Source organism: Psychrobacter sp. TB20-MNA-CIBAN-0197, from assembly GCF_040309765.1.
Classification (GTDB): Bacteria; Pseudomonadota; Gammaproteobacteria; order Pseudomonadales; family Moraxellaceae; genus Psychrobacter; species Psychrobacter submarinus.
In genome coordinates, this window is the sequence record NZ_JBEOPC010000021.1 from 14958 (window position 1) to 30889 (window position 15932).

At 46.4% G+C, this 15932-nt stretch carries 12 protein-coding genes; 5 read left to right on the top strand and 7 right to left on the bottom strand.

Annotated elements, in window-relative coordinates; all coding sequences use genetic code 11:
• Positions 1 to 33 precede the first annotated feature (33 nt).
• From AAEY83_RS08155 to AAEY83_RS08165, 3 genes are all read left to right on the top strand, one after another.
• On the top strand, positions 34 to 1077 hold the full coding sequence (locus AAEY83_RS08155; RefSeq protein WP_025647263.1) for an ABC transporter substrate-binding protein: 1044 nt from the start codon (positions 34 to 36) through the stop codon (positions 1075 to 1077).
• Between the two features lie 252 nt (positions 1078 to 1329).
• Positions 1330 to 2229 carry an ABC transporter permease gene (locus tag AAEY83_RS08160; RefSeq protein ID WP_025647264.1) on the top strand — a complete coding sequence of 300 codons (900 nt, stop codon included), beginning with the start codon at positions 1330 to 1332 and terminating at the stop codon, positions 2227 to 2229.
• A 50-nt stretch (positions 2230 to 2279) separates the two neighbouring features.
• Positions 2280 to 3074 carry an ABC transporter ATP-binding protein gene (locus tag AAEY83_RS08165; RefSeq protein WP_025647265.1) on the top strand — a complete coding sequence of 265 codons (795 nt, stop codon included), beginning with the start codon at positions 2280 to 2282 and terminating at the stop codon, positions 3072 to 3074.
• Between the two features lie 375 nt (positions 3075 to 3449).
• On the opposite strand, the gene AAEY83_RS08170 is transcribed toward AAEY83_RS08165, so the two are convergent.
• The 5 genes from AAEY83_RS08170 to AAEY83_RS08190 all read right to left on the bottom strand — a co-directional run bounded on the left by AAEY83_RS08170 (position 3450) and on the right by AAEY83_RS08190 (position 10256).
• On the bottom strand, positions 3450 to 6116 hold the full coding sequence (locus AAEY83_RS08170; protein ID WP_025647266.1) for a copper-transporting P-type ATPase: 2667 nt from the start codon (positions 6114 to 6116) through the stop codon (positions 3450 to 3452).
• 53 nt (positions 6117 to 6169) lie between these two features.
• Positions 6170 to 6643 (bottom strand): DUF305 domain-containing protein, encoded by a 474-nt coding sequence (locus AAEY83_RS08175; RefSeq protein ID WP_025647267.1) that lies wholly within the window; start codon positions 6641 to 6643, stop codon positions 6170 to 6172.
• Positions 6644 to 6879: 236 nt separating this feature from the next.
• Complete coding sequence (locus AAEY83_RS08180; RefSeq protein WP_351058857.1) at positions 6880 to 7794, bottom strand: copper resistance protein B; 915 nt, start codon at positions 7792 to 7794, stop codon at positions 6880 to 6882.
• Positions 7795 to 7899: 105 nt separating this feature from the next.
• Positions 7900 to 9603 (bottom strand): copper resistance system multicopper oxidase, encoded by a 1704-nt coding sequence (locus tag AAEY83_RS08185; protein WP_025647269.1) that lies wholly within the window; start codon positions 9601 to 9603, stop codon positions 7900 to 7902.
• Between the two features lie 56 nt (positions 9604 to 9659).
• Positions 9660 to 10256, bottom strand: a complete 597-nt coding sequence (locus AAEY83_RS08190; RefSeq protein WP_413771585.1) for a DUF411 domain-containing protein — start codon at positions 10254 to 10256, stop codon at positions 9660 to 9662.
• Positions 10257 to 10513: 257 nt separating this feature from the next.
• Here AAEY83_RS08190 and AAEY83_RS08195 point away from each other — a divergent pair, with 257 nt between their 5' ends.
• Complete coding sequence (locus AAEY83_RS08195) at positions 10514 to 11224, top strand: heavy metal response regulator transcription factor (protein WP_025647271.1); 711 nt, start codon at positions 10514 to 10516, stop codon at positions 11222 to 11224.
• Positions 11221 to 12702, top strand: coding sequence for an ATP-binding protein (locus AAEY83_RS08200; protein ID WP_025647272.1), 1482 nt, complete (start codon positions 11221 to 11223; stop codon positions 12700 to 12702). Before AAEY83_RS08195 ends, AAEY83_RS08200 begins: the two co-directional genes overlap by 4 nt.
• 197 nt (positions 12703 to 12899) lie before the next feature.
• Here the strand turns inward: AAEY83_RS08200 and AAEY83_RS08205 are convergent, their stop codons facing one another.
• Positions 12900 to 13640, bottom strand: a complete 741-nt coding sequence (locus tag AAEY83_RS08205; protein WP_227501917.1) for an aldehyde dehydrogenase family protein — start codon at positions 13638 to 13640, stop codon at positions 12900 to 12902.
• 209 nt (positions 13641 to 13849) lie between these two features.
• A complete protein-coding gene (locus AAEY83_RS08210) occupies positions 13850 to 15886 on the bottom strand; it encodes an alkyl/aryl-sulfatase (protein WP_025647273.1) in 2037 nt (678 codons plus the stop codon).
• Positions 15887 to 15932 lie beyond the last annotated feature (46 nt).

The following is a 15932-nucleotide window of genomic DNA, read 5'->3' on the forward strand; positions in this document are numbered from 1 at the left end:
ATGGACACATTTTTATCTTTAGGAGTAAGACCTATGTTGTATCAGAAACGAGCTAGCCGTTTTAACTTTACCAAAGCTTTAATGCTAGGCGGCGTTTGTACCGCTATTTTGACCGGCTGTAATCAATCGCCAAACGATGACCCTGACACTATCGATGGTGCCGCTGGTGGTGAAGTGGCCACAGAGACGAAATCAGTCGCTATTACTGCTATCGTTGAGCATCCAGCGCTAGATGATGTACGTAAAGGCGTGGTTGATGAGTTGGCCGAACAAGGCTTTAACGACGGTGAAAACTTGACGCTAAACTTCCAAAGCGCGCAAGGTAATACCGCCACTGCCGGCCAGATTGCCAAGCAGTTCGTTGCTGATGAAGCCGACGTCATTGTCGCTATCGGTACACCATCAGCGCAGTCTGTAGCGGCGGCGACTAGCACGATTCCGCTAGTATTCTCAGCAGTAACCGATCCTGTTGAGGCTAAGCTTGTTACTACGCTTGATGGCTCTGGTACTAACGTTACAGGCGGCTCTGATGCGCTCCCTTATGAGCCGCAAATCGAGCTGATGCGCCAAATTATCCCAAGCCTAAAAAATGTCGGCTACGTCTATAGCCCAGGTGAGGTCAACTCAACCATTACGCTCAAAAACCTAAAAGAAAAGCTCTCACCGATGGGCATTAATGTCCTAGAAGCACCTGCAGCTCGTAGTAATGATATTGCTATGGCAGCTCGTAGCCTAGAAGGTAAGGTCGATATGATCTACACCTCAACCGATAATAATGTGGTTTCAGCCTATGAAGCGCTTTATCAAGTCGCTAAAGAAAGTAAGATCCCACTTATTGCCTCGGACACGAGCTCCGTTGAGCGCGGCGCTATCGCAGCCTTAGGCGTTGATTACTATAGCTTAGGCCGCGAAACCGGTAAAATCGTTGTCAATATTTTAAATGGTGAAAACCCAGGCGCTATTCCGGTTTATACCCCGCAAAACTTAAACCTACATGTCAGCCCAAAACATGCTGAAGAGCAAGGTATTACTTTGCCGCAAGCGGTTATCGATGACGCAGAAGAAGTGGTAGAATAGGCTTATTTTGCTGCTCGCTAAGCTTAGAGACAGCCCAGCTATCCCTTTATAGACTGGGCTTGTTTTTTGATGCTATTATTTTGCTACTTTCTATTTTTTTTGCTACTGATAACGCTATAAAATAAAAGCTTGTTATCTCTTAGCGAATACACGCTTTGGTTCACCCTAATCGCAGATTGCATAATCTGTTTAACCCACCGCTTAGTCGCTGCTAATGTTAGGTAGCACTTGGTTATGACTTACTGATTACTTATGTCTTTAATTGCTTTTTTTGGTGCGCTTGAGAGTGGTCTAATCTACGGTCTTGTCGCCCTAGGCGTCTTAATATCCTTTCGAACCTTAGACTTTCCTGACTTGACCGCTGATGGTAGTTTTCCTCTAGGCGGTGCGATTGCTGGGGTCTCTATCGTTGCTGGGGTTAGCCCTTGGCTCGCTTGCGCCCTTGGTATGCTCGCAGGTTCAGTTGCAGGCGTAGTCACCGCTTGGTTGCATGTTAAGCTTGGTATCTTGCAGCTACTGGCCAGTATCCTTGTGATGGTGGCGCTGTATTCTGTCAATCTGCGCATTATGGGCGCGCCCAACCTGCCACTCTTAGGTGAGACCACTGTCTTTAGCTCACTGGTCACAAACGATAATGGCTTTTGGATGCGCTGCTTGATTATCGGCGCTGTGGTGATGCTAGCCAAGCTGTTTTTGGACTGGTTTTATAGTACTGAGTCTGGTCTATCGATGCGTGCAACCGGCTCTAACCTGCGTATGGCGCAAGCGCAAGGCATCAATACCTCATGGATGACCATTATCGGTATGGCGATCTCTAATGGTTTGATTGCACTAGCCGGAGCGCTCTTTGTTCAGACGCAGGGCGGCGCGGATATCTCTATCGGTATCGGTACCATTGTCATCGGTCTGGCGGCAGTGATCATTGGTGAGACCATTATTCCTGCTAAGCGTATTTGGCTTATTACTTTAGCCGTCATTATTGGCGCGGTGCTCTACAAGCTATTTATCCAAGTGGCCTTGTCGAGCGATACGCTACGTAGTATAGGTTTTGGGCCGCAAGATTTGAACTTGATTACAGCACTGTTGGTCGTGCTAGCATTAGTACTGCCTAAGGCAAAAACCAAGTTTTTATCGCGTAGAGTCAGAGCTTAAAGCAAGCAGACTATAAACCTAGCAATCTAGCAATATAGGCACTTACGATTATGATGCAAGCCAATGATTTACGCCTGACTTTTAACCCAGGCACCCCTATCGAAAACCCTGCTCTTCGCGGGATCAATCTCAATATCGCAGATGGCGAGTTTGTCACAGTCATCGGGACTAATGGCGCGGGCAAATCGACTTTTTTGAATGCAGTTAGTGGTACGACGCGCGTCGATAGTGGTTCGATTTTATTGAACGGTATCGATGTCACCAAAAAGTCAGCCCATCAGCGCGCGCACTGGGTAGCACGTGTGTTTCAAGATCCGATGGCGGGTACTTGTGAAGCGCTGACTATCGAAGAGAACATGGCCCTAGCTTATAAGCGCGGCGGCAAACGTGGTTTGAGCTTCGCTTTAAATCACAATAACCGCGAGCTGTTTCGCGAAAAGCTATCGGTATTGAAATTAGGGCTTGAGAATCGACTTACCGATCGCATGGGACTATTATCAGGTGGTCAACGTCAAGCGGTCAGCTTGCTTATGGCTTCCCTGCAGCCCTCCAAAATCCTATTACTCGATGAGCATACCGCAGCGCTCGATCCAAAAACGGCCGCTTTCGTCTTAGAGCTGACCGATAAAATTGTCACCGATAATAATTTGACAACCATGATGGTCACCCATTCTATGCAGCAAGCCCTCGCCCACGGTACGCGCACCGTCATGCTGCATCAAGGTCAAGTGGTATTAGATGTGGCAGGCGAAAAGCGTCAAGGCATGACAGTACATGATTTACTTGATATGTTTGAGCGCACCCGCGGTGAAAAGATTGATGATGATAGCCTGATTTTGAGTTAATAGGCTCTCGTTTAGACAGTAAGTATTTTTTTTAATGACTGGCCGACTGCTAAAAAACTCAAAGACGCGCGTTATTAAAAATAACTTCTGCTAAAAACCAATAAACGCTCTCACCGATAAAACAAAACCTCAAGGGCTAAATACGCTTAAGGTTTTTTATATAAAAAGGATAATTGCTTTAAAAGCTGACAGTTTATAGACTATCTAAAATTTGCGCTGGCAAAGACACCACATCAAACGCTAAAGCAAAAGGCAATAATACCAGCTTACCCGCTGTACTAGTGCCGCCGCTTGTAGTTTGTTACATCTATGTATTTTGACCAAAAGATTCATGGTATAGGGCTTACTTAGCGCTCGGTACTTAAATCTTACTATCTACTTTGACAAATCCAAAGTACGCAGTCTGAGCGCGTTGGCAATCACTGATACCGAAGACAGACTCATTGCCGCCGCTGCTATCATAGGACTAAGCAGTAGTCCAAACGCAGGGTAAAGTACGCCTGCGGCAATCGGTACGCCAATAGCGTTGTAAATAAAGGCAAAAAATAGGTTTTGTCTAATATTGCGCATGGTCGAGCGGCTCAGCTTATGGGCTTTAGCAATCCCCATTAAGTCGCCTTTGAGTAGCGTCACCCCAGCGCTCTCCATCGCCACGTCAGTCCCCGTACCCATTGCAATGCCGACATCGGCTTGTGCTAAAGCTGGCGCATCATTGATACCATCGCCTGCCATCGCAACCAATTTACCGCTATCTTGCATCTCTTTAGCGATACGATTTTTATCTTCAGGTGAGACATCCGCATGCACGTCATCGATGCCTAATTTATTGGCGACGGCTTGCGCGGTTTTTTGGTTATCACCCGTTAGTATAATGACTTTTAGTCCTGCATCGTGTAGCAGTCCTATAGCGTTCTTGGTGCTGGGCTTGATAGGATCAGCTACGGAGATGACACCAGCGGCCTTGCCGTCTATCGCGACAAACATTACCGTTTCGCCCTCTTTTCTGCGCACGTCAGCCTTGTCTGATAAATCTTGATCATAGCTATTTAAGCTCTCCATGAGCTTTGAGTTACCGATAGCCACGGCTTTACCATTGACGATAGCTTCTACGCCCTCACCGGTGGTTGAATTAAAATTTTGAGCTTTAGGGATAGTCAAGGATTTATCTTGTGCAGCTCTCACAATCGCTTCTGCTAAAGGGTGCTCACTAGCGCTTTCTACTGCGGCCACTAATGCCAAAAACTCATCTTCATCTTGACCTGATAGCGCATCAATGGCCGTCAGCGCAGGTTGTCCTTCGGTCAGGGTTCCGGTCTTATCAACCACGATGGTATCAACTTTCTCCATAGTCTCAAGCGCCTCAGCGTTTTTGATCAATACGCCGTTTTGTGCGCCTTTACCTGTCCCGACCATAATAGACATAGGAGTGGCCAGACCAAGGGCACAAGGGCAAGCAATAATCAGTACTGCAATCGCGTTTACCATAGCGTAGGCCATCGCAGGCTCAGGGCCGAATATGGCCCAAACGATAAAGGTAATAATAGAGATCACAATAACAATAGGCACAAACCAGCCTGCCACTTGGTCAACTAAGCGCTGAATGGGCGCGCGACTACGCTGGGCATCGCTTACCATTTGCACGATTTTGGACAGTACTGAGTCCTCGCCGACATTAACCGCCTCAACCAGTAGCGTACCGGTACCATTTACCGTACCGCCTGTGACGTCGTCGCCTTGCTCTTTGGTCACGGGGATGGGCTCGCCTGTCACCATAGATTCATCAACACTACTACTGCCCTCAACGACCATACCGTCGACAGGAAGCTTCTCGCCGGGTCTGACGCGTAAGTGATCACCCGCGACCACTTCATCTAGTGAAACCTCCACCTCTTCCCCTTTGTCGTTAACTCGTCTAGCCGTCGGCGGTGCCAGCTCAAGCAGGGCACGAATCGCGCCTGAGGTTTGACTTCTGGCTTTGAGCTCTAACACTTGACCGAGCAGAACCAAAGTCGTAATGACTGCGGCCGCTTCATAATAAACGCCAACTTGACCGGATGCCCCTCGAAAGCTATCTGGGAAGATGCCTGGGAAGAAGGTTGCGACAATACTAAACCCAAAAGCTGCGCCGACCCCTAACGAGATTAGGGTAAACATATTAAGGTTGCGGCTTTGAATCGACTGCCAACCGCGCACAAAGAAAGGAGCCGCGCCCCAAACCACGACAGGCGTGGCGAGCACTAACTGAATGATTTGACCCATTTGCCCTGAAAGATCCAGCGGCCCGATCTGCTCAAAGTTAAGGCCGACCATCTCACCCATAGCATAAATAAGTAGCGGTAAGGTCAGCACAGTACAAATCCAAAAGCGACGCGTCATATTATCAAGCTCTTCGGTATCTTCTTCTTCGCCCGCTGTAATGGTCTCAGGCTCAAGCCCCATACCGCATATCGGACAGCCGCTGTTTCTGACGTCTCTAACTTCTGGATGCATAGGGCAAGTGTAAACCGTACCATGGTAATCTTTTGGTACTTTGTCGTACCTGCCGCCTTTAACGGATTTTACTTCACCACCGTCAGCACCTGCGCCGTGACAGTGCGCATGGTCGTGCTCATTAGCGTCTGAGTTGGTAGCTTCTTTAGCAACTTGGTCTTCAGGTTGCAAGAACATACCACATATCGGGCAATCGCTTTTTTCGACATCTCTGACCTCAGGATGCATCGGACAAATATAAATCGTACCGTTATAGTTTTCGGGAACTTTATCGTACTTGCTGCCCTTTACAGATTTTATGTCATTGCTATCCGCATCCGCTCCATGATTATTCTCATGGGGCTTATAGGGCGCATGATTATTGTCATGGCTATTAGCCTCAGTGACTTCGCTTTCAGGTTTGAGCGCCATGCCACATAACGGACAGCCATTATCCTCAATGTCTCTAACTTCAGGATGCATAGGGCAAGTGTAAACCGTACCATGGTAATCTTTTGGTACTTTGTCAAACTTGCCAGCTTCACTCAGTTTTTTGTCCATATTATGAGACATGACGCTGCTCCTTAAACACAGTAAACAACGGTACGTATTAGCACCATTACTCTTTATTCAAGCTCTTCGATTAATGCTTGCATCTCACCGATTTCGCGCTTTTGCGCTTTGATGATGTCATCTGCCAATTGACGAACACGTGGGTCATCGATATCGGCGCGTTCACTGGTCAAAATAGCGATAGAATGGTGCGGTATCATCGCCTGCATCCAATCCACCTGATCGACGGTTTGCTGTGAGCGTACGCCCCATAAGCCAAAGGCAAATAGCACGATACCAAGACCATAAATCATCAAATTGACTTTGGTTTTTTTGTACATATTACCCATAAAGGCGAGCATGATGACCGCCATCATCGCGCCCATATATAGCGCCATATAAGCACGCGTCTCACTAAAGTACACATGATCCCATTTATAGGTATTAAAATACATCATGATATACATGACGATGGTCGAGGTCAGAATCATCAGACCAAATTTGACATAAGGATTCATTTTTTGCTTATGGTTCATATCGTTGTTCATGCGATTACTCCTTTTTTATAGTTATATGGTTAAGCCAATTTAAAATTGATCTATAGTTGCTTAATCAAACCATTAATATACTTATTAAATTTTGCTAAATAATAACTTAACAAAAAAGCACCTTCTAAAAGGTGCTTGTTTAGTCGTTAACACGTTAGTAATAGTATCAAGGTTCATACTAACGTTAATCTCAGCACTCTAAATAATGAGATATTTGTGCATTTAGAACTAGGAACCTAGAACCAAAATTTTACCCCTGCGGTGACGCTACTGGTATCAACATCTTCGTTGTTTTGGCGACGTAAGTCTCTTGCATCTGATAATGCTGTCTCGTAGCTAAAGCCTGCATACGGAGAGAGCTGACGACTGAGCATTTCATAAGTGAGCCGAACTTCAGTTTCTAACTCATTAAAGCCTTTGGTAATGTTATTGTCAGTATCACCCTTGCTAAATACCTTTAACCCAGCTTCTGGGATTACCACCCAATGCTGGTCTAAGCGCCACTCATATTCTGCACCAAGATCGAGCTGGACTTGACCATCAGTATAGACATAGGCTCTAGCATCCGTCTCAATAAAGTAAGGCGCTGTGCCGACGATACCCGCCATTAATGCCGCTTTGTCGTTTTCGGTATTATAAGCGGCGCCGGCTTCACCATTCCAAAAGGTACCGAGCGGCTGCCAATAAGCAAGCGAGCTTAGACTATCGATTTCTTTGTCATCTTTAGTCGCGGCGTGACCTTCAGTACGTAATCGGAGACGCCTACTATCATCACCATACCAACCCTCTATCTCAAAGTTAATTTGATCGTCTTCGAACTGATAGCCTAAATCATCTACCGATATGCCCCAAGTAGGCAAACTACCCATCATCACAGGCTTACCATACTCGCCATAGCCCACGCCGTTTGAATAATCAGGGCTACGCGCATCAGCAGGCGGCTCGCCGCCTTGCATACCCGACATATCCATATCACCATGATCCATACCTGACATGTTCATGCTGCTATGATCCATACCTGACATGTTCATGCTGCTATGATCCATACCTGACATGTTCATGCTGCTATGATCCATGCCTGACATATCCATACTGCTATGGTCCATATTCGACACGTCCATACTGCTGTGATCCATGCTTGACATGTCCATTTCGGCTGCTACTAAGGGTGACGCTAGCAATGCGAATGATGATAAGCCAATGAATAGCAGACTTTTTTTAATTGTTTTCATAATAAACTCACATTCCACAATTCATTAAACGACAGCAACTTCTCTAAACATGCCGGTTTCCATGTGATAAAGCAGATGGCAATGCCAAGCCCAGCGTCCTGCCTCGCCCGTCACATCAAAACTCACCTTTTGCGCAGGATGTACTAAGATAGTATGCTTGCGTACTTGAAAGTCGCCATTAGGCGCACGCAAATCACTCCACATACCGTGCAGATGCATCGGGTGGCTCATCATGGTGTCATTGACTAAGGTAATACGCACGCGCTCGCCCGGTTTGATATTGACAGGCGGCGCATCCTTAAACATAATGCCATCGAGCGCCCATATATAGCGCTCCATATTACCCGTTAGATGAATTTCAACCTCGCGATTCGGTTTGCGCTGTTCGCTCATGATCTCGTTGCCAACAGAACGCAGCTGGCTATACGTCAGCACCTCTCTATCGATGTTACGCAGATTAATCCCAGGATCATCGAGATTCATGCGCGGACTATCGACGCGCATATCGGTCTTAAAGTCATACTCGGTCTTGGCATGGTGTGCGTCATAACCCTTGTCGCCCATAGCCCCCATCATATCGGCCATGGTGAGCCACTCGATGCCATCCATCTGAGGCGTGGCAGCGCGCGCGCCTTTGCGAGTGGCTAAGGTTGCGGTCACATAATCGGTACGATCGATGTTTTGCGCAAAGATAATATGGGCGTCTTTAGTTGGCGTGACGATGACATCATAAGTCTCAGCGACGCCAATGCGAAAATCATCGACCTCGACAGGTGCAACATCATTACCATCAGTACCAACGACTTTTATCTTAAGACCCGGTATGCGCACATCAAATATCGTCTGCGCAGAAGCATTGATAAAGCGTAGTTTGACCGGCTGCCATGCTTTGACCAGCTGCACCCAATTAGCGGCAGTGGTTTTACCATTGATAAGATAAGTAAAAGTCGTTTCCCCCGATAAATCACTAAAATCAGTCGGCATCATACGCATCTGATTCCACATTTTGCGCTTATCAAAAGCGGCCTCTATATCGGTGGCAGCGATATCGGATAACAGCTTTTTAAAATCGGGTAGATGATAATTATCAAAGTCAGCGCGCTGTTTGAGTAGTTTGAGTAACGTATGCGGATCACGGTGCGTCCAATCACTGAGCAAAATAACATGATCTTCTGCCACCGGATAGCGCTCCGCCGCTTTTGGCTCGATGACGATCGCGCCGCGCATACCCGTTTGCTCCTGAAAGCCTGTATGCGAGTGATACCAATAAGTCCCTGATTGTTTGAGTTTGAATTTATAAGTAAAAGTGCTATTGGCGGGTATACCATCGAAGCTGATACCCGGCACACCGTCCATCTCAAAAGGTACGAGCAGACCATGCCAATGAATAGAAGTCAGCTCATTCATCTGATTGTGCACGCGGATGATGACCGTATCGCCCTCTTGCATCTTCAGCGTTGGCGCCGGCAAGGAATCATTAATCAGCGTCGCTATACTCGACTTACCATTGACGATAACAGGCTTTTTGCTGATATACAGATCGAACTCATCACCCGACAAGATAGGCACTTTATGATCAGGTCTATCGCTATTAATGATCGCCTTGCTTTGCGAGCCCACAAGCGCACTATTTGCCATCGTTGGCAGGCTTGATAGCATAGACGCCCCTACCAAGGCGGACGATCCCGTCAAAAAGCTACGGCGGTTGAGCGTATTTTTATTATTCATAATATGACTCGTAATAAGGAATTAATAAATACTAAAATCTCTAAAAACGCTTCAAACTATAGTTGCTGCTGCGGCGACTCAACTTGTGCATAAACCGTGCTGCTACCGTCTTTGTTAATTTGCATGATTTGATACGGATCAAATCTGTTTTGATACTCCATACCTGGACTGCCCATAGGCATGCCAGGTACGGCAAGGCCAATCGCCTCGCTTGGCGGATTTTTTAGGAACTGTGCCACATATTTGGCCGGGACATGACCTTCAAACACATAGCCATCACTCGTCACCGCAGTATGACAGGAGCGCATATTATCAGGCACGCCGTAGCGCTGTTTAAATACCGCCAAATCGCTGACATCTTGCCCGTTTGCCGTCATACCATGATTCTCGGCATGACCGATCCACTCTTTACAGCAGCCACAATTGGCATCTTTGTAGACGGTGGCCGAGACGTTTTGTAAAATGGTGGATGACGGCTGTAGGTCTGATGCCTTTGTGTTTGACGCTGGGCTTATAGTCTCTACTGGTACTTGTGTGCTCGCCGTCGTTTGCTTATCAGCCGCATCGACATCTGGCTGACTACAAGCCATCAGCCCAACGCTCGTCGTCAATAAAACAACGCCACCCAACCACTTATGGTCTGTATTAAACATCATGTTTTTATCCTTTTTTATCCCATTGTCTTGTATCAGATAATACTGTAGAGCGGGCGGCCTTTTACTAAGTCAACAGCCGTTATAAATGCAGCGGCCGCCGATGCCGTTCATAGCCTATATACTAGCGACCCCATTCTGACCGGCAGATGACATGCAGATGACAATCCTGTCATCTTTGCCACCATCGATGTTCATAGCAAACAGAATCCTTTAGTATGGCCTTATGCTATGAACCTAATCTGCAAGGTGGAATGATGAAGGTATTACTGGTAGAAGACGAGATCAAACTTGGCGAGTATATAAAAAAGGGTCTGAGCGAAGCCGGTTTTATCGTTGAGCATCAAGCGACAGGCCTCGATGGCTATCATGCACTCATGACCGATGAGTATAGCGTGGTGCTGATGGATGTCATGTTGCCTGATATCAGCGGCTTTGAGCTGATACGCAATTATCGCGCTGCCGGTAAGCAGACGCCTGTGCTGTTTTTGACCGCAAAAGACGAGTTAAGCGATAGAGTCAAAGGCATCGAGATCGGTGGCGATGATTATCTGACCAAACCTTTTGCCTTTGCCGAGCTGATCGTGCGTATAAAAAGCCTCTTGCGCCGCGCCAATCAAGCGGACTATAACAGCACGATATTACAGATAGCAGACCTACAGATGGATATCGCCAAGCGCACTGTGCATAGAGGCGATACAGTCATTAAGCTGACGGCCAAAGAGTTTGCTTTGTTGCAGTTTTTATTAGAGCGCCGAGGTGAGGTGCTCCCGCGCTCTGTCATCGCCTCACAAGTATGGGACATGAATTTTGATAGTGATACCAATGTCATCGATGTGGCCATCAGACGCCTACGGCTCAAAATCGATGATGACTATGAGACCAAGCTGATTCACACCGTGCGCGGTATGGGATATCGCTTAGATGCGGCAGATACTGCCATAGCAGAGACGGATAACGCGCGATGAAATACCGCTTTGATAATCGGCGCTTACCACTATTATGGCGTACGATTTTTTTATTGACGATCGTTGTCGTCATCTCCCAAATCGTTATTTATATTTGGGTACAACGCTCGGTCAGCGGCCACTTTGAGCAAATGGACTCAGAGATCATCACACATGCTGCCTTTAATTTGCGCAAACGTGCCGATTATTTCAATGAACGCACGACGGCGACTTTGCCATTGTCCTCTACGCCTTCAGCGCCACTTTATCCTGATGACCTGCACGCCTCATGGTCAGACTATAATCTAAAAATCCTAGTGATTGACAGACAAGGGCATCGACTGTCCAGTGCGCCAAGTGGTTTTAGCCATGAGCTGCCTGCGGACTTTGACCTTTGGTCATTGTGGCAAACGCATCGCGAGCAGCAATTTGTCACCAAAATCAACGACCGAAACTACCGCGCGTTGCTCATCAAAGACGAGCAGATCCTTGCCTTGATTGCCTTACCAATCGATGTCCATCATCAGTACCTTTTACAGTTCAATCGTCAGCTAAGCCTGATTTTACTTGCGATTACGTTGTTACTGGTTTCTGTTGCGGCCCTGAGTGTCTATTGGGGATTTGCGCCTTTATCCACCATTGTACAAAAGATGCAAGGCATCAATCCAGAGCGCTTGGATGAAAGAGTGAGCGTCAGTGACATGCCGCGCGAGCTACGGCCTTTGGCCGAGTCTTACAACCTAATGATGAGTAAACTTGAGGGTAATTTTGCTTCATTACTGCGGTTTTCGGACAATATTGCCCACGAGCTGCGCACACCACTGGCCACCCTTGGCACACAGACCCAAGTCATGCTGAGTAAGACCCGAGATACGGAAGAGTACATCGAGCAGCTACACCATCAGCACGACACACTCCAGCAGCTATCAAGCCTCATCAATAATATGCTGCTGCTTGCCAAAACCCAAAAAGGGCTAAATAACTCACAGCTTGCGCCAGTAAATACTGAGGAGTTGATCATAAAACTACTGGATTATTTTGAGTTGATAGCCGAAGACCGCCACTTACTCTTTAAAAGAACAGGCAGTTTTGAGGTGGTATTGGGCGATGAAGGTCTGCTACAAAGACTGTTTGCCAACCTTATGTCAAACGCTATACATTACGCCGCCAATGACAGCGTCATTAGCGTCGACGCTGCCATCGAAGACCCATCAGAGCTGCAACCTACCAAACCCTCTAGCATCAGTACAGCTCATCGGTCAGCGCTCATTATCACCATTACCAATCGCATGGCGCAGCCTATCAGTCAAGCAGAAGCAGACAAGCTGTTCGAGCGCTTTCATCGTCATCATACCACTACCAACATGCATGCTGGATCGGGGCTGGGGCTATCTATCGTACAAGCCATCGCCCAAGCCCATGACGGTACTGTCAGCATTCGCATCAGAGATCATGAGTACTTTGCCGTGAGTGTTAAGCTGTATCTGGCGCAAGTATAGTGGAGTCCAAATACATCAGCTATGGATACTTGTCTTTTACCAACAGTTTTTACAGACACAAAAAAACCTCAAACAATCTAATGTTTGAGGCGAAACTTGCTTAAACTTGAGAGTTTAAATTCGTTTTAAATATGGCGCAGCGGACGGGACTCGAACCCGCGACCCCCGGCGTGACAGTCTAAGACCAACAAAATATATTAAATATCCTTCGCTATAAACTGCGCATGATGCTTACGATTGATGAGGACGTAATCAGGGGCTATACAAGTCTGTCCAGCATTTAGGGTTTTTCCTGTCATAATTCTATTGACGGCACTCTCTAAGTCGGCCTCTTCGAGTACAATCACGGGTGACTTATCTCCAAGCTCAAGCGTAACATGGGTTAGGTTTGGCGCTGCTGCCATGATTTTTTTACCGACTTCTGTAGAACCAGTATAAATAAGGTGGTCAAAAGGCAACTGGCTAAACGCCACCGCAATATCTACATCGCCGACCACGACACTAACCATGTCAGCCAAAAAATACTGACTCACCGCTTCAGCAAACGCTTGCGCAAACTGCGGCGCGGCTTCACTCATTTTTACCATGACACGATTCCCAGCTGTCAGCGCGTCTATCATAGGTCCAATCGCTAAGTATAATGGATAGTTCCAAGGGACCATTACACCGACCACTCCTAATGGTTGAGGTTCAATCTCATTGCGGGCAGGTAGATAGACTGCTGAGATAGGTGCTTTTCTTGTTTTCATCCAAGACTTGCCATGTTTTTTAGCATGACTGATGCTGGTAAAACTTGAGAATAGCTCGGCAAACTTGGTTTCGCCTTCACTACGCTGGCCAAAGTCTGCGTTAATAGCCTGAGTCAGTTTGTATTTATTCTCGCTCAACAACTTCTCAAGAGTATCCAGCTGCGACTTTCTGGTCGTCCAGTCGAGTATCGGCTGAGTGCGACTTAGTGCTTGTAATGTTGCAAACTACGTTTGTAGTTGCTCTTTATTAGTAATGATAGAAGGTGATTTGCTCATTGAAGCGCTGGTGTCAGCTTCAGGTTGGGTACTATTCATTTCTTTGTCTTTGAAATATCTTTTATAGTGTGAGCCTATTAAGATGCTAGATAAGCATACTTAATAGGCTCTTATTTCTCTTACTATTCTGGAAGTACGATACCAAAAGAAGGATCTGGCGTCTCAAATAAGCTAAAAAAGGTTAGCAAGTCGTTCTGGTTGCCCTCTACGCTTGAGTCTGCCGAGGTCAACATTTCTTTAAACCCAGCTTTCCCAATTAGCAAGTCGACGAATAAAGGCTGCGTTAGATTTAGTGTGGTTTTCACTTCTTTTTTTGAGGGATTTGAGCCATCAAGCAGTCGATAATGTAAAACCGAGTTTTCAATCCACAGCAGATAGTTTTCGTTTATATCAGTGAAGTTGATCTGCAGGTTGGTGTTGAGGCCGTTCGCCTCTTCAGACTTTAAGCGAACAGACAGCGCATCAAAAAAGTTCGAAACTGGCGTCTGTAAGAATACATCTCGCATCACAGACATATCAACGCCTACGTCAGGTGTTCCCTCGCGCAGCTCTTTCGCGCCAGTTAAGTAGCTATCACGCCATGGACCAGATTCTGCTTGATAGCCTAGCTGTTCATATGTTTTGGCTAATAGCTCTCTGGCAGACATATTATCGGGATCATCAAACACTAAATGGTTTAGAATTTCTGCCGCCCATCTATAATTACCAGTATCAAATGCAGACTGAGCTTGCGTCATAACGCTTTGACTGCCTCCAGCGAGTTTGACGTAAGCAGAAGCACGTTGTGGGTCTGGCAATGGGTCTAGATGGGCAGGGTTAGAGTCATACCAGCCAATGTAGTTTTGGTAGACTGCGCGCGCATTGTGTTTGACTGTGCCGTAATACTCACGATTGGAAAACTCAGATGCCAAGCTTGGCGGTAGTTTGAGGTCTTCAGCGATCTCACCGGGTGTCATACCTTTATTGATACGACGTAAGCTTTGATCGTGGATGAACTTATACATATCTCGTTGCTGCTTGAGGAAAGTTTGGATTTTTTCTTTGCCCCACATTGGCCAATGATGGCTGGCAAAGTAGTACTCTGCATCACCAAACTCATTGCGAGCTTCTTCAATATAATTACTCCATTGCAGAGCGTCCCTTACCTTAGCGCCTCGTAAAGTATAAAGGTTATGCATATTACGAGAGACCAACTCTGCCCCAGCTAAAGCTTTGTATTTCGGAAGATAAAAGGTGAACTCTGCAGGGGCCTCTGTTCCAGGTGTGTATTGAAACTGGAAGTCGACACCATCAATCTCTAAATTGGTAGGGGTTTTCTCAATTAAAGTATTTGGCTCGACGATGCTGAACTGACCATAGGCTGGGCCTTTACCTAAGCCACTACCAATATGTCCATATTGGTTGCGGGGCAAATCTTTGCCATACATATATGACGAGCGACGCAGCATTGCTGTACCAGCCAGAATGTTTTCGCTGGTAGCTTCTTCCATAAACCCGAGTGGCGCGATTACAGGAATGTTATTTTTTTCAATCTCTTCTTGAGAAATAATTCCTAAAGTGCCGCCAAAATGATCCATATGACTATGGGTAAGAAGGACTGCGCTGATACTCTTAGGCATATCTGGATAACGTTCTACAAGATGTTTCATAGCAAAATCATAAGCATATTTTGCCGTCTCTTTTGAGGTTAAAGGATCGACGACAATCCAGCCTGTATCACCTTTAATCAACGTCATGTTTGACAAGTCAAAACCACGCAGTTGATAAATACCGGGTCTGAATTCAAACAGCCCTTTGATATTATTAAGCTTAGCTTGTCTCCAAAGACTAGGGTTCACCGAATTGGGTGCTTCACCCTTAATAAAGTTGTACTCTTTAGTATCCCATACGTATTTTGTAGGATCTGCTATCGATGGTATCTGCAAATCTTCAGGGCTAGCGATGAGACCACGGATCGCCTCTTCAAAGTCTCTTGGGTCGTCTAAGTCTAGCTGACTGACTGACGCTGCATTTGCGGCAATCGTTGTCGTAGTAGCTGCTTTGTTATTACTCACTTGAGCTGTTGAGGTCGTGCAAGCGGCAAGTAGCATACTACTTACTAGCAATAGCAAACGGCCAGGATTAGTTGATGTAAATTTGACTGTAGTTGAGTTTTGCATAGTGGTATTCCTTACCATAATAGATCCATTATTGTCGTTGACAAGA